General features: G+C 62.4%; 16 protein-coding genes and 1 tRNA gene. 3 read left to right on the forward strand and 14 right to left on the reverse strand.

Annotated elements, in window-relative coordinates; genetic code table 11:
* Nucleotides 1-12: 12 nt before the first annotated feature.
* Complete coding sequence (gene smc, locus AX756_RS11450) at nt 13-3468, reverse strand: chromosome segregation protein SMC (protein WP_068311290.1); 3456 nt, start codon at nt 3466-3468, stop codon at nt 13-15.
* Nucleotides 3469-3703: 235 nt separating this feature from the next.
* On the opposite strand from smc, the gene AX756_RS11455 reads away from it, so the two are divergent.
* Nucleotides 3704-4924, forward strand: a complete 1221-nt coding sequence (locus tag AX756_RS11455) for a TsoY family (seleno)protein (RefSeq protein ID WP_068311292.1) — start codon at nt 3704-3706, stop codon at nt 4922-4924.
* A 119-nt stretch (nt 4925-5043) separates the two neighbouring features.
* Here the strand turns inward: AX756_RS11455 and focA are convergent, their stop codons facing one another.
* The 12 genes from focA to AX756_RS11515 form a co-directional block, all read right to left on the reverse strand.
* The gene (gene focA, locus AX756_RS11460) at nt 5044-5910 is read right to left on the reverse strand and encodes a formate transporter FocA (protein ID WP_199288114.1); all 867 of its coding nucleotides are present in this window, start codon (nt 5908-5910) and stop codon (nt 5044-5046) included.
* A gap of 48 nt (nt 5911-5958) precedes the next feature.
* Nucleotides 5959-6738 (reverse strand): pyruvate formate-lyase-activating protein, encoded by a 780-nt coding sequence (gene pflA, locus AX756_RS11465; RefSeq protein WP_068311294.1) that lies wholly within the window; start codon nt 6736-6738, stop codon nt 5959-5961.
* 55 nt (nt 6739-6793) lie between these two features.
* Nucleotides 6794-9049, reverse strand: a complete 2256-nt coding sequence (gene pflB / locus AX756_RS11470) for a formate C-acetyltransferase (protein WP_068311296.1) — start codon at nt 9047-9049, stop codon at nt 6794-6796.
* A gap of 636 nt (nt 9050-9685) precedes the next feature.
* Nucleotides 9686-9759, reverse strand: a tRNA-Gly gene (locus AX756_RS11475).
* A gap of 197 nt (nt 9760-9956) precedes the next feature.
* Nucleotides 9957-10592 carry a ChrR family anti-sigma-E factor gene (locus AX756_RS11480; RefSeq protein WP_068311297.1) on the reverse strand — a complete coding sequence of 212 codons (636 nt, stop codon included), beginning with the start codon at nt 10590-10592 and terminating at the stop codon, nt 9957-9959.
* 1 nt (nt 10593) lies between these two features.
* Entirely contained in the window at nt 10594-11136 is a 543-nt protein-coding gene (locus AX756_RS11485) for a sigma-70 family RNA polymerase sigma factor (protein WP_068311299.1), read from the reverse strand.
* A gap of 212 nt (nt 11137-11348) precedes the next feature.
* Nucleotides 11349-11876, reverse strand: coding sequence for a DUF3833 domain-containing protein (locus tag AX756_RS11490; RefSeq protein WP_068311300.1), 528 nt, complete (start codon nt 11874-11876; stop codon nt 11349-11351).
* Between the two features lie 22 nt (nt 11877-11898).
* Nucleotides 11899-12477 carry a DUF3833 domain-containing protein gene (locus tag AX756_RS11495; RefSeq protein WP_068311611.1) on the reverse strand — a complete coding sequence of 193 codons (579 nt, stop codon included), beginning with the start codon at nt 12475-12477 and terminating at the stop codon, nt 11899-11901.
* A 2-nt stretch (nt 12478-12479) separates the two neighbouring features.
* Nucleotides 12480-13745 carry an MFS transporter gene (locus tag AX756_RS11500; RefSeq protein ID WP_068311301.1) on the reverse strand — a complete coding sequence of 422 codons (1266 nt, stop codon included), beginning with the start codon at nt 13743-13745 and terminating at the stop codon, nt 12480-12482.
* Nucleotides 13742-14236, reverse strand: a complete 495-nt coding sequence (locus tag AX756_RS11505) for a hypothetical protein (RefSeq protein WP_082739066.1) — start codon at nt 14234-14236, stop codon at nt 13742-13744. The genes AX756_RS11500 and AX756_RS11505 overlap by 4 nt, the downstream gene beginning before the upstream one ends.
* Nucleotides 14226-15386, reverse strand: coding sequence for an SAM-dependent methyltransferase (locus AX756_RS11510; RefSeq protein ID WP_068311304.1), 1161 nt, complete (start codon nt 15384-15386; stop codon nt 14226-14228). The genes AX756_RS11505 and AX756_RS11510 overlap by 11 nt, the downstream gene beginning before the upstream one ends.
* Entirely contained in the window at nt 15337-16665 is a 1329-nt protein-coding gene (locus AX756_RS11515; RefSeq protein WP_068311306.1) for an NAD(P)/FAD-dependent oxidoreductase, read from the reverse strand. The genes AX756_RS11510 and AX756_RS11515 overlap by 50 nt, the downstream gene beginning before the upstream one ends.
* Before the next feature lie 169 nt (nt 16666-16834).
* Between AX756_RS11515 and AX756_RS11520 the strand changes: the two genes are divergently transcribed.
* Nucleotides 16835-17608 (forward strand): DUF1365 domain-containing protein, encoded by a 774-nt coding sequence (locus AX756_RS11520; protein WP_156461471.1) that lies wholly within the window; start codon nt 16835-16837, stop codon nt 17606-17608.
* On the forward strand, nt 17605-18327 hold the full coding sequence (locus AX756_RS11525; RefSeq protein ID WP_068311310.1) for an SDR family NAD(P)-dependent oxidoreductase: 723 nt from the start codon (nt 17605-17607) through the stop codon (nt 18325-18327). Before AX756_RS11520 ends, AX756_RS11525 begins: the two co-directional genes overlap by 4 nt.
* A 52-nt stretch (nt 18328-18379) precedes the next feature.
* On the opposite strand, the gene AX756_RS11530 is transcribed toward AX756_RS11525, so the two are convergent.
* Nucleotides 18380-18931: a glutathione peroxidase gene (locus tag AX756_RS11530; RefSeq protein ID WP_068311312.1), complete on the reverse strand. Its 552-nt coding sequence runs from the start codon at nt 18929-18931 to the stop codon at nt 18380-18382.
* Between the last annotated feature and the right edge of the window lie 65 nt (nt 18932-18996).

Genomic DNA, 18996 nt, shown 5'->3' on the forward strand with positions numbered 1-18996 from the left:
TGAAAGCGATGATCAGGCGACCAGCGCTTCCGCCTTCTTGAGGTCGACAGAGACGAGCTGGCTCACACCCTGCTCCTGCATCGTCACGCCAAACAGCCGGTCCATCCGGCTCATCGTCACCGCGTGGTGGGTGATGATCAGGAAGCGGGTGTCAGCGCGCTGTACCATCTCGTCGAGCAGGTCGCAGAAGCGGGTGACGTTCGCGTCGTCCAAAGGCGCGTCCACCTCGTCCAGCACACAGATCGGCGCCGGATTGGCCAGGAAGACGGCAAAGATCAGCGCCATGGCGGTCAGCGTCTGCTCGCCGCCCGAGAGCAGCGACAGCGTCGAGAGCTTCTTGCCCGGCGGCATGCACATGATCTCCAGCCCGGCCTCCAGCGGATCGTCGCTCTCGATCAGCTCCAGCTTCGCCTCGCCGCCGCCGAAGAGATGGGTGAAGAGCAGCCGGAAATTGCCATTCACCTCCTCGAAAGCGGTCAGCAGCCGTTCCCGCCCCTCGCGGTTCAGGCTGGCAATGCCGTTGCGCAGCGTACGGATCGCCTCTTCGAGGTCCCGCTTCTCCTCGACCAGCGCCCCGTGTTCGGCCGAAACTTCCTTGGCGTCCTCTTCCGCCCGCAGGTTGACCGCACCAAGCGCATCGCGCGAGCGGCGCAACCGGGCGATATCGGCCTCGATGGCCTCTGTCGCGGGCATCTCCTCCGGGTCGGCATCGAGCGTTTCCAGCAGCGCCTCGGGCGTGGTCTCCAGTTCCTCGCGGATCCAGGTGACGGCGCCTTCCAGCGTCTCCCGCGCCGCCTCGGCGCGCGCTTCCGAGGCCGCCCGCGCCTCGCGCGCATGGCTGGCGAATTTCTCGGCATCGCGCTCGGCGCGCTCGGCCTCCCGGAACACGGTCTCCGCTGCCGCCAGCGCATCCGCCGCAGAACGACGCCGCGCTTCGGCGGTTTCCAGACCCTCGGCGAGCTTCTCCCGACGCAGGGCGATCTCTTCCGGCGCAGCGCGCGCCAGTTCGATCTGCTCCATCGCGTCTTCCTTGCGCTCTTCGAGATCCGCCGTGCGCGCCTCGGCATTGTCGAGCCGCTTCTGCCAGCCGTCGATATCGCGCTGGATCTCCTTGATCCGGCGATCCCGCGCCTCGCCCACCCGGCGCAATTCGTCCTGCGCCGCCCGCGCGGCCATCATGTCCCGCCGCGAGCCTTCAACCTCGGTCTTGGCCTGCTCGATCCGAAGCCGTTCCTCGGTAAGGTCCGGCAGTTCCGCCCGTGCCTCGGCGGCCTCTTCCAGCCGCTCCCGCGCCGCAGCGGCCTCTTCCTGATGCCGTGCGACGGCCATTTCGGCAGCTTCGAGCCGCGCCCCGGCCATGGAGCGTTCGTTCTCGGCCTTGGACAGCGCCCGGCTGGCCCCCGCCACCGCCGTATCGGCATCCTTGCGGGCCTGGCGCGCGCGCCGGTCGGCCTCGGTCAGATCCTGCAACTGGCGATGGAGCATCTCGTGGGCCTGTGCGGCCCCTTCGGAACGGGCCGAGACCTCTTCCAGATCGCGCTTGAGTTCGACAAGGCGGTTGAGCTGTTGCAGGCGGAGGGCCGCCGCCGAGGGTGCATCTTCCGCCGCGGCGCGCAGGCCGTCCCAACGCCACAGGTCGCCTTCGACGCTGACCAACCTCTGACCGGGCTTCAGCTTCGGTTGCAGACGCGCGCCTTGCTCGGCCGGAACCACGCCGACCTGCGACATCCGCCGGCGCAGCACCTCCGGAACATCCATCCTGTCGGCCAGCGACGGCACGCCTTCCGGCAGCGCCTGGGAGGCATCATAGGGCGGCAGCGCCACCCAGCCCGAACCGTCGCTCTCACCGATCTCTGGCGCACGCAGGTCATCGGCCAGCGCCGCGCCAAGCGCCTTCTCATAGCCGGAATCGATCCGCAGGTGGTCCATCACCTGCGCGCCCTCGCTCGCATCCCGCTCGACGAGCCGCGCCAACGCTGCCACCTCGGCGCGCAATGCCTGCGCTTCGCCCTCGGCGCCGGAGCGTTCCGCCCGCGCCTCGGCCTCGCGCCCGGCACAATCGGCCCGCGCCGCGTCGGCCTCGGCCAGCGCGTCCTCCGCCGCCTCCGCGGCTTCGGTCGCTTCCGATAGCCCTGCCTCGGCCAGCTCGAGGGCTTCTTCCGAGGCCTCGAGGACCGAGCGGGCATGTGCCGCCGTTCCGGCTGCTTTCTGAGCCTCCTGCTCGTGCCGGGACACGGCATGGGTGGCTTCTGCTTCCAGCCGTTCGGCGGATTGGTGGCGCGCCGCGAGCCGCGCGACGTCCTCTGTCAGCTCGGCCAGCGCGCTTTCCTTGCCCTGCAGGTTCGAGGCCGCGATCCGGGCGGCTTCTACCGCGGCGGCAAGGTGCTCCTCGTGACCATCATTGGCCACGGCAAGCTCCCCGCGTTCCTCGGCCAGCCGCGAAATCGTCTCGCCAGCATCCCGGTTCAGACCGGCCTCGCGCTCGATATCCTTGGACATTTGCAGGATCTGTCGTTCCAGCGTCGCGATGCTCTCCTGCGCGCGCGCCTCTTCCTCGCCGATGGCACCCAGCTCGACCTGGAGCCTCTGCAAGACAGCCGCGGCGATCGCCTCCTCTTCGCGCAGCGCCGGCAGGGCTGCATCCGTCTTCTCACGCTTGCCCGCCGCCTCGACGGCCAGACGTTCGGCCTTGGCAGCCGCCGTCACTCGCTCCCGCAGTTCCGCCCGCGCCGCTTCCAGCGCATCGGCCGCCTCGCGCCAGCGGCGATAGAGCAACATGCCCTCGGCCTTGCGCAGGTCGGTGCCGATGGTGCGATAGCGCTCCGCCTGCTTGGCTTGCCGCGCCAGTTGCGCGAGTTGCCCGGCAAGCTGCTCGACCACGTCATCGACGCGCGACAGGTTCTGTTCGGCGCCGTTCAGCTTCAGCTCCGCCTCGTGGCGACGCTGGTAGAGGCCCGAGATCCCGGCCGCCTCCTCCAGAACTCGGCGGCGGTTTTTCGGCTTGGCATTGATCAGCTCGCTGATCTGCCCCTGCCGGACGAGCGCCGGCGACTGGCTGCCGGTCGAGGCATCGGCGAACAGCATCTGGATGTCGCGCGCGCGTACATCCCGTGTGTTCGCCTTGTAGGCCGAGCCTGCATCGCGCGTGATCCGGCGCACCACTTCGAGCACATCGGACTCGTTGAAGCCCGATGGCGCGAGCCGTTCCGAGTTGTCGATGCTCAGAACGACTTCAGCGAAATTGCGCGCCGGACGGCTGGCGGCTCCGGCAAAGATCACGTCCTCCATCCCGCCGCCACGCATCGCGGTCGGACGGTTCTCGCCCATCACCCAGCGCAGCGCCTCCAGCAGGTTGGACTTGCCGCAACCATTCGGACCCACAACGCCCGTCAACCCGTCCGCGATCACCAGATCGGTGGGGTCCACGAAGCTCTTGAAGCCGTTGAGTCGCAGCCGTGAGAATCGCAAGTGCCTGTCCTGCTCGAGTCGTCAAATGGTGCCGGATCTTTGCAAAGCCTGCACCAGAGTCAAGTGTCGGCCCAGAATGTAGGGATTTCCACCGAGTTATCCACAATATCTATTACGGATTTCCATGATGAGGTGACCACAGAAACAAAACTGAACAGTGCAGTTCAAAATCTCTTGCAATACGGCCCGCCTCCTGTATTCATGTTTGTGAATATGAATACGAAAGGAGCGCCCCATGAGCACCCCCACCCGTCCTTCAGACAATTATTCACCACTCTACTTCCTCGGCTCGCTCGGCGCCGGAGGCCTGTCGGTGACCTTCTTCATGTATCTCTTCATGTGGGTGCCGCATAAGGGCATCCCTGTGCCGACCTTCGAACATATCTGGGCGGCGCTGACGACCGGCGGCCCGCTACAGCAAGCCGCGGTGCTGATCGCGTGGGCCGGCATCGCCTTCTTCGTCTTCCTGAACCTGAAATACCTGGTCTGGAACCTGCGCGCCTTCTCGGCGTTCAAGAAAACCAAAGCCTACGACAAACTACGCAACTCCAACGCCGAAACCACCATCACCGCCATGCCGCTGGCGCTGGCCATGTCGATCAACGGCCTGTTCGTGGCCGGGCTCGCCTTCGTGCCGGGGCTGTGGTCCATCGTCGAGTTTCTCTTCCCGCTGGCGATGATCGCCTTCGGCCTCGTCGGCATCCTCGCGCTCCAGATCATCGGCGATTTCCTCGGTCGTGTGTTGACCAAGGGTGGCGTCTTCGACGTGACGGCGCACAACTCCTTCGCCCAGCTCACCCCCGCCTTCGCGCTCTCCATGGTCGCCGTCGGCTTTGCCGCGCCCGCCGCGATGAGCCACAACACCGTGACCGTCGGTATCGCGCTGGTGCTCTCGACCTTCTTCGCGGTCGCCGCGACGCTCTACATGGTCGTGGCCATGATCACCGCCTTCAACTCGATGCTGCATCACGGCACCGCCAAAGAGTCCGGCCCGACGCTGATGATCATCGTTCCGATCATGACCGTGCTCGGCATCACCTTCCTGCGCCAGAGCCACGGGCTGCACACCACCTTCGAGGTGCATGGCACCGCCGGCGAGACACTGATGGCGCTCTCCCGCCTGCTGACGATCCAGGTCATCTTCCTGATGCTCGGCCTGCTTGTCCTGCGCCGCCAGGGCTATTTCAAAGACTTCGTCTTTGGCTCCAAGACCTCGCCCGGTTCCTACGCCCTCGTTTGCCCCGGTGTCGCGCTCTCGGTCATGCTGCAATTCTGGCTGAACAAGGGCCTGGTCGCGGCTGGTGTGGTAGACAAGTACTCGCTCGCCTTCTGGCTGATCTCGGCCCTCGCCGTGGCCTTCCAGGTCGCCATGATCGCGCTGGTCCTGCGGCTCAACAAGCAACATTTCGGCCGCTCCTCGAGCGATCAGGATGGCATCGCTGTCCCGGCCGAATAAACTTCTGACCACTCACGCCAACGAAACGGGCGGCCCCAGGGCTGCCCGTTTCATGTCTCGGCATTTAGCCGCCTGCGGCTTCACAAGAGGCGCCGGCCGCGCGGCCCGCGATGCGCCCCTCAGTGGCGCTGCTCTTCGCCCGGCCGCAAATAGATGAACCAGTAGAGCAGCCCGACGAACAGCCCACCGCCGATGATGTTTCCGATCGTCACCGGCAAGAGGTTGTCGAGGAAGAAATGGCCCCAGGTCAGGTCGGCGAACTGGGCTGCAGTGGCACCGGTCGCTTCCCAGAATTCCGGGCCAACCGCGTTCTTGGTCAGGATCGCCATCGGGATCTGGAACATGTTGGCAACGCAGTGCTCGAAGCCGGCGGCAACGAACATTGCCACAGGCATCATCACCGCCAGCAGCTTGTCGGTCACCGTGCGTGCCGAGAAGGTCATCCAGACGCCGAGGCAGACCATGACATTGCACATGATGCCAAGCGCGATGGCCTGGCTGAAATCATGGTGCAGCTTGTGCTGCGCGATCTTCATGTAGTTCAGGCCAAGCTGTCCGCCGGCAAACTCGTAATGCTGCGCCACCTGCATGATGGCGACAAGCGCAAGGCAGCCGATGAAGTTCCCGACATAGACCAGCACCCAGTTCTTTCCGAGCTGCCCCCAGGTGATCTTGCCGCTGGCCTTGGCCACCACGGTCAGCACGGACGAGGTGAAAAGTTCACCCCCATTGACCACAACCAGCATCAGGCCAAGCGAGAAGGCGAGGCCGCCGAGCATCTTGCTCGCGCCCCAGCCCATATTCGGATTTCCCGTCGTCACCACGGTATAGAAAATGAAGGCGATGCCGATGAAGAAGCCTGCCGAGATCGCCAGTGCGAAAGCGTTGCGTGGGCGTTTCGTTGCCTTTGCCACGCCGAGATCCTCGGCCTTCTTGGCCATCTCCGGCGGCAATATGGGATCGAAGGGTTGGTGCTGCATGTCCATGCGTGTTCTCTTTGATGCGGTCGGGCGCTGTCGCCTCTTTGCCGCGTGTCAGGTCGCTTCCAGGCCACGGGCGCGGAAAATCTCCCGCGCGGCCTCGGTTTCATCGTTGGAAGGAGTACGGGTCTCGCGAAGCTTGTATTCCAGACCCAGCCGGTCCCATTTGGACGTGCCGAGTTGGTGGAAGGGAAGGACCTCGACCAGTTCGACGGCATCGCCGTAACTGGCCACGAGATCCGCCATTTTCGCCACGTCGTCGGGCGCGTCGGTCCAGCCGGGCACCAGCACGTAGCGGATGCGCATCTGCTTGCCGAGCCGCACGAGGCGCTCGGCGAAATCAAGCGTCGGTTGGAGCGGCTGGGCGGTGAGCTTCAGGTAGCGTTCCGGGTCGATATGCTTGATGTCCAGCATCACCAGATCGATCGGGTCGAACCACGAATCCTCGACCTTGCCATGCAGGAAACCCTGCGTATCGAGCGCGATATGCAGACCCCATCGTTTCTTGATCGCCGCCGCCGTGCGGCCGACGAATTCCGCCTGCATGAGGGGCTCGCCGCCCGAAAAGGTGACGCCGCCGGCGAATTTCAGGAAGGAAGAGTATTTCCGCACCTTCGCCAGCATGTCCTTGAGTTCCACACGGATGCCGTTGTGGAGCTTCCAAGTATCGGGGTTGTGGCAATAGAGGCAGCGGAACTGGCACCCGGCCATGAAGAAGACGAAGCGCATCCCCGGCCCGTCGACTGCCGCGCCCGAGTCCACCGAATGCAGAAAGCCATGGCAATCCGCTTGATGCGTGGCGTCGAATGCCGTCTCGGGGACCAGTGCGGTCATGATGTCTTCTCCGGCGGTTTGGATGGGGCGCCGGAGAGCGCCCCGCCCGGTTGACTTACATCTGGTTGTGGAAGGTCCGGCCGATCACGTCGAGCTGCTGCTCGCGCGAGAGCTTGACGAAGTTCACCGCATAGCCCGAGACGCGCACGGTCAGCTGCGGGTATTCTTCCGGGTGATCCATCGCGTGCATCAGCGTTTCGCGGCTGAGCATGTTGACGTTCACGTGGAAGCCATCGGCGTCGAAGAAGGCGTCAAGGCAGTTCGACAGGTTGCGCATCTGCTCCTTCTCCGTGTGCCCCATCGAGTCCGGTGTGGCCGAAGCGGTCCAGGAGATGCCGTCCTTTGCGAACTCGTAGGGCAGCTTGGCGACCGAAGCCCCGGCGGCAACGAAGCCGTTCTTGTCGCGCCCGTTCATCGGGTTAGCACCCGGGGCGAAGGGCTCGCCGGCCTCGCGGCCATCCGGCGTCGCGCCGGTCTTCTTGCCGTAGACCACGTTCGAGGTGATCGTCAGCACCGATTGGGTCGGCATCGACTTGCGGTAGAAATGCGGCTGGCTTTCGACCTTCTTCATGAAGACCTCGGTGAGCCAGACGGCGATATTGTCGACCGTGTTGTCATTGTTGCCAAAGGCCGGGTACTCGCCTTCGATCCTGTAATCGACGGCCAGGCCGGCCTCGTTGCGGATCACGTGCACCTTGGCGTGCTTGATGGCTGAAAGGGAGTCCGCGGCGATCGACAGGCCGGCAATGCCGCAGGCCATGGTGCGCAGGATGTCGCGGTCGTGCAGCGCCATTTCGATCCGCTCATAGGCGTAGCGGTCATGCATGTAGTGGATGACGTTCAGCGCCTTGACATAGGTCTTGGCGAGCCAGTCCATGGCGATCTCGAACTTGGCGACAACTTCGTCATATTCGAGCACATCGCCGGTGATCGGCTCCAGCCCCGAGGCAACCAACTGGCCGGACTTCTCGTCCACACCGCCGTTGATCGCGTAGAGCAGAACCTTGGCAAGGTTGGCGCGGGCGCCGAAGAACTGCATCTGCTTGCCGATGGCCATGGCCGAAACACAGCAGGCGATGCCGTAGTCGTCGCCCCATTTCGGACGCATCAGGTCATCGTTCTCGTACTGGATGGCCGAGGTGTCCTTGGAGACCTTGGCGCAGAAATCCTTGAAACCGCGCGGCAGCTTGGAGGACCAGAGCACCGTCAGGTTCGGCTCCGGCGCCGGGCCGAGGTTGTAGAGCGTATGCAGGATCCGCATGGACGTCTTGGAGACCAGCGTGCGGCCATCCTTGCCCATGCCGCCGATGGCTTCGGTTACCCAGGTCGGGTCGCCCGAGAACAGCTCGTCATAGTCCGGCGTACGCAGGAAGCGGATGATGCGCAGCTTGATGACCATGTCGTCGATCATCTCCTGCGCGGCTTCCTCGGTCAGCGTGCCCTGGGCGAAGTCGCGCTCGATATAGATATCCAGGAAGGTCGAGATCCGGCCAATGGACATGGCCGCGCCGTTCTGTTCTTTCACCGCCGCAAGGTAGGCCAGATAGGTGAACTGGATCGCTTCACGGGCGGTCTCGGCCGGTTTCGACATGTCGATCCCGTATTTCAGGCCCATCTCGCGCAGCTCTTCCAGCGCGCGATATTGCTCGGACAGCTCCTCGCGGTCGCGGATCGTGTCTTCGTCGAAGACGGCGTCGTCCAGCTCGCGATGCTCGCGCTGCTTGTCTTCCTTGAGGAAATCGATTCCATACAGCGCCACCCGGCGATAGTCGCCGATGATCCGGCCGCGGCCATAGGCATCCGGCAGGCCGGTGATCACGCCCGATTTCCGGCAGGCGATGATGTCGGGGGAGTAGACGTCGAACACGCCCTGGTTGTGGCTCTTGCGGTACTTGGTCCAGATCTCGTGGACCGTCTCGTCCGTCTTGAAACCATAGGCCTCAAGCCCGTTCTCGACCATGCGCAGCCCGCCATTCGGCATGATGGCGCGCTTGAGCGGCGCATCGGTCTGCAGGCCGACGATGATCTCCAGATCCTTGTTGATATAGCCGGCATCATGCGCGGTGATGGTCGAGGGCTTGTCGGCAGAGACATCCAGAACGCCCGCCGCACGCTCCTTTTTCAGCAATTCGCCCAGTTCGGCCCAAAGCGCCGTCGTGCGTTCGGTCGGCCCCGCCAGGAAGCTGTCATTGCCTTCATACGGCGTGTAGTTCTCCTGAATGAAGCCGCGCACATCCACCTTGCTGCGCCAGGCGCCGTCGGAGAATCCATCCCAGGGATCGGAAATTGTGCTTTGAGTCATGACGTTCATTCTCGTCTCCTGACGATCCATTGCGCGAAACTGCTCCGCGACAGTCCTTGAAATCCGAACCGGGTCCTGAAGGCATCAAACCGCACCAGCCACTTGGCGCCCTCTCGTCCCTTACGTAACGGCATCACGCCGCGTTGCGACAAACATAGGGTCAGTCAGGATAATGCTTCAATTACCCTTGTTTCCGGTAACATATTTTTTTCCATTTAATTTCAATATGATGCCAGATCGGTTGAGGCGGCATTGCGCCCCTTGCATAGAATGATTCGAGTAATCTCGTTTCGTTCAACCGTCATCCAAATGCGGAAAATTACTTAGCGACACATTACAACCGCCACAGCGGAAAAAACGAAAGATCCTGTCTCCCCGGAATTTCGCTCTCCGCAGAAGGGAACCCGTGGGAAATGGCCGAATCTCTGAAGAAAAACGTCGCCAAGTTACAACGGATGCACAGTTTTTCATCACTACACTCGCACAGACCGCAACCGGGCCGAAGCCGTCCGGAGCGACCTAGATCCCCCGTTGGAATCGTCAGCGCCGTCAGGCCAGTGATCGTATGCGGACTACGGTCGCTCACTTCATGCAGGAACGCCAACAATCACAAACTTCGCAAGGGTTCTGTCGGGCTTGGAATCCTGGAGCGGGTAGACGGAATCGAACCGACATAGCCTGCTTGGAAGGCAGGGGCTTTACCATTAAGCTATACCCGCTCTGGGTTTTGATTGCTTATTTCATGGGCCAAGCGCGGTCAAGCGTCGGCTGACGTTTCCTTGCGGGGATGATGAAGACACGCGCCTCGGAGGCCTTGGCCGGAAGCGAGCGCACCGAGTACAAACAACTCAAACACAGACCGGCCCGGATACGCCGCGCCAATAACTGGCACCCGACCGGTTCTATGGACCGAAAGTCAGATACGGAAAATCGGCTGTAGGAGCCGCGGCAGGAATGCATTGAACCGCAACGGCGCTTCCGTCGCCGCGAGGCAGATGCATGCGGCGCCCGGGTCGGCAATGGGCGTGTGTTCGACATCGTCATCGGCGATCTCGATATCGCCGACCCCGAAATGCCCGGTCTCGTCGCTGAAGCTTCCTTGCAGGACAAGGGTCAGCTCAAGGCCGCTATGCCCATGGTCCGGGACCGCCATACCCGGCGGGATCTGGAGAAGCCTGACGGACCCCTCGGCCCCGTGGGACAGGATGCATTGGCGCACGCCAGCGCCAAGCTTCTTCCAGCTCGGTTGACGGCCCTTGAGAGCCTCCATCACCGGGCCCGGGTAGATCCCGGAGCGTGAATACTCCGGAACCGGGGCTTCCGGCAGGTCCAGCAGATCCAGAACACTCGACTTCAGGTCCCGGGACAGCTCGACATCCGGACTTGCCTCGATCAACTCGCCGCCGATCATCTGGTGCGCTTCGAGGGCCGCGCGGCACTCCAAGCACATCGAGACATGGGTCGCGACCACGGCCGCCAAGGGATGCGACAAGTTGCCCGAAGCATATGCCAGCAAGAGATGGTCAGGGATATGATGCTGAATCGATGTCATTTTAGCGCAAACCCCGCAATTCGTGCCGCAGCCGTTCCAGTCCAAGCCGGATCCGCGATTTCACGGTTCCGAGCGGCAAACCCGTTTGTTGCTGGATCTCCGCGTGAGACAACTCGCCCAGATAGGCTTTTTCGATCAAGTCCCGCTGATCCTCGCCGAGGCGTGAGATGGCCAATTTCAGTACCCGTGTTTCCTGTTCAAGCGCCAGTATCTGGCCTGCATCCGGTTCCGTGTTCGGCTCTTCCTTGAGAGCCTCCGGAACGGGGCGCCGCTCCTTGCGCTTGATGTCTATGTGACGATTACGGGCGATCTGGTAGATCCAGGCCGAAACCTGCGCCCGGTGCGGATCGAAATGCGACGCTTTCCGCCAGACCGTCAGCATGACGTCCTGAACGATTTCCTCTGCCTGATCCGCTGTCGTTCCAGACCGCATGATGAACCCCTTGAGCCGTGGAGCGAAGTGATCGAACAGCGCCCCGAAGGACTCGCGGCAACGCCTGTCGCGAACGGCAAGCATCCACACTGTTTCCACCGACGCTTCCATGTCTGGTTCAGAACCCAATTTCACGCTCTCCTCAGCCCCTGAGCAGTAATGGGCAGGCGTATCGTGAATATCAAGAACTTCGGTCAGCATGGTTCGTTTACGTTCCGTTGCCGGGAGCGGATCACAAAATTTTTTGAACATCGCCGCTGCGTGGACGGCCACGCCAGCAGCGAGCCATGCTTAGATTTGCAGACGGTGCCCTGGTTGGCCGATCACAGCTTTTCGAACATGATGATCGCCTCGCCGAGAGTGACACCGAAGCGCGAGACATAGGCCCGGTTCAGAAGGCGGTCATCCGTCATCAGCCACATCCAGTCGTCGAAATCGACCCGCATGGTGCCATTTCGGCCCGGCAGGTCGATACGGTAGACCCAGTTGAAGCTGTCACCACGCTCGACGCCCTTGGCCTCACCCAGCACACCGGGAGCCGTTCCGGTCCAGCTGTCTTCGCCGGTCTTGGTGAGCGTCCAGATCCGTTGTTCGGTCTCGCCATCGTCATAGGTGAAATCTTCGACCAGACGCAGCGTGTTGCCGTCCCAGGTGCCGTCGATCTCGACAATGAAGCGTCGTTGCACGGTTCCGAACCGGTCCTGGAACTGACCATGGGCAATCGTCCGGCCTTCGAAGAATTCCTCGAGGTTGAGTTGCCTGTCCGAAAGCACATCATCCTTCGGCCCGGGCCGTCCGGAACAGGCGGCAAGGGTCACAAGCAAGGCAATCGCGAGAAGAGTTCTGATCATGATACGTCCCATTTTGCTGGACCTATTGCGCTGCAATGGATTGACGGGCCTCGGAGGGATCGGGCCGCATCGTGGCGATCAGCTCCGCCACCTTGATGCCGAACTTTCGCATCTCGGAACGGTTCATGATCGCGCCATCCTCGGTGAGATAGAGCCAGTCGGTCACATTCAACACATGCCCGCCGGCATCTTCGGGCAGACGAATGCGGTAGCGCATCATCACCGTGGAGCCCGAGACCTCACCGGTCGCCGTTCCCTCGATATCGTCGGCCGTTGCTGTGAACTCCTTGTCGGAGACCAATGTGAGGAACCACTTTCGCTGCATGCGCTTGCCGTTGGAATAGGTGAAGTCCTCGCTCAACGTGCCGGTGTTGCCCTCCCATTCGCCATGCATCTGCGCGACGAAACTGTTGGTCATCCGGCCGTTGGGACCATAGATCAACCCCTCTGACAGGATCGGCCCGTTCAGAACCGTTTGCAGGTCGAATTCGGGGGAGGTCGCGGCATAATCCGCGGGCCGCTGGGCGCGGAAGCTCAGCAAAAGCGAGCGCGCGGACATGATGGTGACAGCGCCAATGACCAATATCAGGAGGATCGTCATCTTCATCGGGGAGGCTCCTCGGTTGGAAGCGCCAGGACGAAGGCCATGGCGAGGAATTTCAGCAGGCAGGGGATGATTGCATAGGCAATGGTCAGCGCACGCAGGGCGCCGGGAGTGTTTTCCTGCCCGGGGGTGAAACCGCTGGATTGCAGGGCGGGCAGGACAAGAAAGGCGGCGAGTGCCAGTCCCAGCTTACCGGCAAAGGACCAGATGCCGAAGGCTGCGGAGGCATTGAGTCCGGCCCGGCTCAGAGCAATTGAAAACATCGCCGGCAGGACCACCATGTCCGCGCCGAGCGCCGCACCGGAAACGATGCAGATCAGGGCGAATGCGACGCCCTGACCCGGGCCGAGGAAGGCGGCGCCGACAAAGCCCAGAATGGCCAGAGGCATGGCGATCAGCAACACGGCGCGGGGGCCAATACGGTTGCTAAGCCGCGCCCACCCCGGCACGCTCAGCCCGGCACAGAGGAAAAACAGGAGCAAGAAGGGCCCAGCCATGCCGGAGAGCGCGAGCCTGTCCTCCACGAAGAACAGGAACAGCGTCGAGGTGATCGCGACGGGCAGACTGTTGACCAGAGCAAGCGCCAGCAGGCGCAGCGCCCCCGCCTCGCGAAGCCCCGAAATCGTCAATTGCGAGCCGGGGCGCACAGGACGGCGCCACATCGGCAGGGTTGCCGCGGCGACGATGCAGGCTATGCCGCCGAGCATCAGGCCAAAAGCGCGGTAACCCGAAAGCTCCCCGCCCGAGCCGGCCAGCAGCGCCGGCGCCATCGCGGCAAGCACAACACCGGCCAGCATGCCCGCTTCGCGCCAGGCCGCGAGGGTCAACAGCGCACGCGGCTCCGAGCTGCCGGCGAGCGTGGCGCTGCGTCCGTAGAGCAGTATCATCCCGAGGCTGTAGGCCGAGAAGAGAAACACCAGCACCGCAATCAATTGCCAGAGCACATACGTTCCCGACTCCAGAATGAACAGGAGGGGAAAACCGAGCGCCAGCCCGGCTGCGGCCAGCATCGCGAAAACCGGCTGCGCATTTGGCCAGCGGTCGATGGCCCAGCCAAGGGCCGGGTCTTGCACAAGATCCACGAGCCGGATTGCCATCAGCAGGGTTCCGATCGCCGCAAGCCCGATTTCAAGGTGGACGGAAGCAAAGCGCGGCAGGTGGATGTAGAGCGGAAGCCCGGCCGCCGCGAGCATGAGCGCATAAAGGCTCACGCGCGGATAGGCCTGCGCGACGCGCACCGGCTCTGCCTGGGCGAGTTCGCTCATTGTCCGAGCAGTTTTCGGGTGAAGCTTGCGGAGCGGCTATTCTCGCCAAGGAAGATGCCCATGAAGCGATAGGTGATCTGCGGATACGAAAAGGTGCAAGTCTGGGTGCCATTCAGCCGGAAAGAGATCCGGTCCGGACCGTTCGTCACGGCGAGGTAGCGGTCGCCCTTGCGCACGTCGGAGAAGCAGGCTTCGAGCTGGGAACGCACCGGCAGAGGGGCGCCCGTGCGGTTTAACTCGCGCATCGTGCTCTCCACGAGGTCATATTGGGTGAAGTTGCGCAGGTAACGCAGCTCCAGCCCGAAATCCTGGTTCCAGTCGAGCGGCGCGCCGCCCTTGGTAAAGAGCCGCGCCTCGTAAACCGGGAACCCGAGGTGACGATAGACGGCACTGCCGCGCTCGCTGGCCCCCGAAAACGCTGCGTCCGCGGAAGAAACCGATGCAACATTTGCGGCAAGCAGCGCGGCAATCAGCAGGACCCTACGAAGCATGTGCCAGCTCCACCTGAACGACATCCGTATGCCCGACCGCGAAGGAGGCAGCGCAGATTTCGAGGTAATACTGCCAGTTGCGAAAGAAGGACTCGTCATGGCCAAGCGCGATGATCCGACGTTTCTGCCGCGCCAGCCGCTCGGCCCAGATCCGGCAGGTCCTGCCATAGTCCTGACCGAAGGCGAAACTGTTCTGAACCGCCAGCCCTGCTGCGCGCGCCTGCTCGGCGATGACGCGATCCGACAGCAGCATGCCGCCCGGAAAAACGTATTGCCGGATGAAATCCGACGAATTGCGATAGGTCTCGAAAAACGCGTCCGGGACGGTAATCGCCTGCACCAACGCCCGCCCGCCTTCGGCAAGGCTGCGCTGGATGGTACCAAAATAGCTCGGCCAGTAGCGTTCTCCGACCGCTTCGATCATTTCGATGGAGACAATGTTGTCATACTGCCCCTCGATATCGCGATAGTCCCGAAGCTGGATCTCGGCCCGCCCATCCAGACGCGCCTCTGCATAGCTCTGCTGATTGCGCGAAATCGTGACCGCGGACACGTCCCGACCCGTTTCGGCCGCATGTTCGGCGAAGCCACCCCAACCACAACCAATTTCCAGAACCCGGGCGCCTTCCGTAAGCCGTGACAGCGCGCGCGCATTCTTGCGCATCTGACCTTCGGCAAGGCTGTTGGTGCCATTGTCGAACAACGCCGACGAATAGGTCATGCCCTCGTCCAGCCAGAGCTGGTAGAACTCGTTGCCCACATCATAATGCGCGCGAATGTTGCGGCGAGCGCCGCGCCGGGAATTGGACCGCAGGACCGTATCCACCAGCCGGAACTTGAACCGGTTGAACGCGCCCGCGTGGTCGTAGGAACCCATCTCTTCCCGGTTGCGCATCGCCAGTGTCACCAACCCCTCCACGGAAGGCGTGTCCCACATACCCTGCACATAGGCCTCGCCAAGCCCGACCTGTCCGTGCGCAGCGATGGCTGCAACGGCGGACCAGTCGCGGATCTCCATTTCAGCCTCGTCGCCGCGGCTGCCGAAGCGATAGGTCTCGCCGTCGGGTGTGCGGATGGTCAGGCGACCTTCGTTCAGGCGTTCACAGGTCGACAGGAATTCTGTCTTCAGTGCTTTCGAAGTCAGGTTCATTGCGTGAATCCTCTGTCTGTGTCGGGGTGAGCCTGCGTGTTATCCGCAACGCGCTGGCGATGCCGTCTTCGTGGAAGCCGTGGCGGTTATAGGCACCGGCGAACCATGTGTGGTTTTCGCCCTGGATCGCCTGCAATCCGCGCTGCGCCTTCAGCGCCGGACCGTCGAAAACCGGGTGGGCGAAGTCCTTGCGATCATACACCAAGTCATCGGGAATCTCCGAAGACGGGTTCAGAGTGACGAAGAGCGGATCGTTCTCGGGAATATTCTGCAGGCGATTCATCCAGTAGGTGACGCCAATCGCTCCGTCCTGCGAGCGATAGGCCCAGCTCGACCAGCAGGCACGACGCTTGGGCATCTGGGCCGGGTCCCTGTGCAGCACGGCGCTGTTGGTCTGGTAACGGATCGCACCGAGATGGGCGCGCTCCTCAGGCCGCGCATCAGCGCCGAGAATCGCGAGCGCCTGATCCGAATGGCAGGCCAGTATCACTTCGTCGAAAGCCTCCTCATGTCCGCCCGCGATCCGCAATTTGGCGCCAGATGCGTCGCGCGTGAGGCTGACAGCCGGAGCATTCAGACGGATCGAGACGCCACGCACCAGCAAGGAGGCTCGCAGACGGCTCACATATTCGATACTGCCGCCCTTCACCGTCCACCACTGGTGCTTACCGGTTCCCGCAAGCAACGCGTGGTTGCGGAAGAAACGCACAAGGGAACGCGCCGGGAAACGATCGACCTCGTCGACCGAGGTCGACCAGATCGCGCCGCACATCGGCATGAGATAGTAATCGCGGAACCAGCGGCCGAGATTCAGCTCCTCAACCAGTTCGCCGATCGTCACGCTGTCATCGCGCGCGGCCGCCTCGGCCCGTTTCCCGAACCGCAGAATATCGGACACCATGCCATAAAACTGCGGCCGCATCAGGTTGCTCCGCTGCGCCAGCAGACCGTTCAGGCTTCCAAGGCCGTATTCGATGCGACCACCGTCAATACTCGCGCCGAAACTCATGTCGCTGCGGGTCACGGGAACGTCGAGATCGTGAAACAGCCTCGTCAGGTTGGGATAGGTCGCATAGTTGAACACGATGAAACCGGTATCGACCGGCTGATCGCCACGAAGCCCGGCAGTGACAGTACGGGCATGGCCGCCCAACCGGCTGCCTGCCTCGAAAAGGGTCACATCGTGGTGGGGCGAAAGGTAATAAGCCGCCGAAAGGCCAGAGATCCCAGCGCCGACAATGGCGATCTTTTTCCTCGGCAGTGGATGACAGTCGAACATGTGGCCCCCAAGCAGTGTTTCGAAACAATACGGTGGTTGTACTGGATCGGATCACAAATACATGCGCGTTGCCTGTCGAACGTCGGATCCCTAGGATCGAAATAGAACGGCCCGCCACAAGTTTCCAAGAAAATTCGATCTGCTGGCCGGCCTGCTTCGTATGGATTTCATGATCGATCATATCGCCGGACAAACATTCCACGCCCGACGCGGGCAGCTGAAAAACGCCTTTCGATATGGCGTGGATTTCGTGCTCGCGGATCTTCCCTTGCAGGATGCGCCGAGGCTTTTGTCTTTCAACCGCTTCAACCTCTGGCACCTTTCCGACCGCCACCATGGCGGCCCGCGAGGCCGTGGGCGTGGCGTCGACTGGTTCCGGGAGATACTGGAGTCGCGCGGTTTCCCCCTTGAGGGCGCTCGGCTTGTCCTGCTGACCCAGCCGAGCTTCCTGTGGTTCCATTTCAATCCGGTAAGCTTCTGGATCGCGCTACGCGAAGGCCAGCCCTGCGCCTTCGTCGCGGAGGTCAACAGCACCTTCGGCCAGCGTCATTGCTATGTCTGTGCCCATGAGGAATTTCGTCCGATCGAGCGAACCGACAAGCTCACAGCGACGAAGCTGATGCATGTCTCACCCTTTCAGCAGGTCGCGGGGGAATACCATTTCAATTTCGGACTGACCGACAGTTCGGTGGATATCCGCATCACCTATGAAAACGGGCGCGAAGGGGTGATCGCCACACTGCAGGGCTCCCGGCGCCCGGCGACGACCCGCTCACTTGCCTGGGCCGCCCTGCGCCGACCGTTCGGTGCTGCGCGTGTGCTGGCGCTGATCCACTGGCAGGCATTGATCCTGTACCTGAAACGCGCACCATTCCTTAAACGGCAGAAACCGCCAGAGACCCTGGTCTCCAATGGCCATGCCTTGTCGGAGAACGAGGCATGAAACTTCAAGGAAAAACCTACTGGCTCGTTGGCGCCAGCGAAGGCTTGGGCCGTGCTCTCGCGAAAGAGCTTGCGCAGGAAGGCGCGAACCTGGTGGTTTCGTCCCGAAATGCCGCGCGTCTGGAGGCGTTGGTGGCCGAAATCCCCGGTGCTTGGGCGGTTCCAATGGATGTGACGGATTCAGCATCCGTGCGACGGGCAGCAGAGACGGTCAGGCCGATCGACGGCGTGATATTCAATGCCGGCGCCTATGATCCGATGCCTGCAAGCGAATGGAACACCGAACAGGCGCTGAACATGTGTGACGTCAACTATCTCGGCGCCCTGCGGGTGATTGGCGAGGTCCTGCCCGATTTTGTCGAGCGCGGGTCCGGTGACATCACGCTCGTCGGGTCGCTCGCCGGGTATCGTGGCCTGCCCAAAGCAGTGGGCTACGGCGCCAGCAAGGCGGCCTTGATCAGCCTGGCGGAGACCATGCGCTATGACCTGAAAGGAAGTGGCGTCACTGTCCGTCTTGTCAATCCGGGCTTCATCCGCACGCGCCTGACGGAAAAGAACACCTTCAAGATGCCGATGTTGATGTCGCCCGATCAGGCCGCCCGGCACGTGGTGCGCGCCATGCTGTCCCGCCGTTTCCGCACCGACTTCCCGGCACCCTTCTCCTGGGTGATGCGTGCCATTCAATTCTTGCCGGACTTCGTCGCATTCCGCCTGGGCTGAACGCTCCCTGCCGGTGCCACGACGATAAGTAGGTGTCTCGCCGGACAGCCGATCAAGGGTTGCTAGCTGCTTCCTTTGGAGACGACTGCAACAGGGCCTCGATCTCGCCGGTGATCTTCTGCGAGGTCGGATTTACCCGTGCGCCCCACGTCTTGACGACCTCTCCTTTGGAGTCGAGCAGGATCTTGTTGAAGTTCCAGCGCGGAACAAACCCGGTCTTCTCGCGGACTTCCTTGTAGAAAGGGTGCGCCTTCGACCCACGCACATGGGTGATATCAGTCATCGGCAGGTCGAGGTCGAAATTGATCTCGCAGAAATCCTTGACCTGCTCGGCACTTGATAGCTCCTGCTTGAAGTCGTTGGACGGCACCGCAAGGATTTCGAACCCGCGCGTCCGGTAGCGGTCATAGAGCGCCTGGAGGTCGTCATATTGATGGGTAAAGCCACAACGTGACGCCGTGTTGACCACCAGAACAGGCCCCCCGCGCCAATCCTCGAGCGAAATCGTTCCGCCATCAATCGAGGGAAATTCTCCCGACACGGCACCCGCATTCACTTGGTGGCCCAACCCGATCAGAAACATGAGCAACAACATCCGCGACATCTCGTTTCCTCCTTGTTTGAAATTACCTACGTTCCAGCCGGGCAATGGGATCACTTAAAATCGCA

Source organism: Aliiruegeria sabulilitoris, assembly GCF_001558155.1.
In the GTDB taxonomy this organism is placed as follows: Bacteria; Pseudomonadota; Alphaproteobacteria; order Rhodobacterales; family Rhodobacteraceae; genus Tropicimonas; species Tropicimonas sabulilitoris.

Coding starts and splice junctions, on each gene's coding strand:
- AX756_RS11510 (WP_068311304.1), bottom strand. CDS start 15,386: ATGAACCTGACTTCGAAAGCACTGAAGACAGAATTCCTGTCGACCTGT.
- focA (WP_199288114.1), bottom strand. CDS start 5,910: ATGGACATGCAGCACCAACCCTTCGATCCCATATTGCCGCCGGAGATG.
- AX756_RS11520 (WP_156461471.1), top strand. CDS start 16,835: ATGATCGATCATATCGCCGGACAAACATTCCACGCCCGACGCGGGCAG.
- AX756_RS11505 (WP_082739066.1), bottom strand. CDS start 14,236: ATGCTTCGTAGGGTCCTGCTGATTGCCGCGCTGCTTGCCGCAAATGTT.
- AX756_RS11525 (WP_068311310.1), top strand. CDS start 17,605: ATGAAACTTCAAGGAAAAACCTACTGGCTCGTTGGCGCCAGCGAAGGC.
- AX756_RS11495 (WP_068311611.1), bottom strand. CDS start 12,477: ATGACGATCCTCCTGATATTGGTCATTGGCGCTGTCACCATCATGTCC.
- AX756_RS11485 (WP_068311299.1), bottom strand. CDS start 11,136: ATGGAAGCGTCGGTGGAAACAGTGTGGATGCTTGCCGTTCGCGACAGG.
- AX756_RS11490 (WP_068311300.1), bottom strand. CDS start 11,876: ATGATCAGAACTCTTCTCGCGATTGCCTTGCTTGTGACCCTTGCCGCC.
- AX756_RS11515 (WP_068311306.1), bottom strand. CDS start 16,665: ATGTTCGACTGTCATCCACTGCCGAGGAAAAAGATCGCCATTGTCGGC.
- AX756_RS11455 (WP_068311292.1), top strand. CDS start 3,704: ATGAGCACCCCCACCCGTCCTTCAGACAATTATTCACCACTCTACTTC.
- AX756_RS11480 (WP_068311297.1), bottom strand. CDS start 10,592: ATGACATCGATTCAGCATCATATCCCTGACCATCTCTTGCTGGCATAT.
- pflA (WP_068311294.1), bottom strand. CDS start 6,738: ATGACCGCACTGGTCCCCGAGACGGCATTCGACGCCACGCATCAAGCG.
- pflB (WP_068311296.1), bottom strand. CDS start 9,049: ATGAACGTCATGACTCAAAGCACAATTTCCGATCCCTGGGATGGATTC.
- AX756_RS11500 (WP_068311301.1), bottom strand. CDS start 13,745: ATGAGCGAACTCGCCCAGGCAGAGCCGGTGCGCGTCGCGCAGGCCTAT.
- AX756_RS11530 (WP_068311312.1), bottom strand. CDS start 18,931: ATGTCGCGGATGTTGTTGCTCATGTTTCTGATCGGGTTGGGCCACCAA.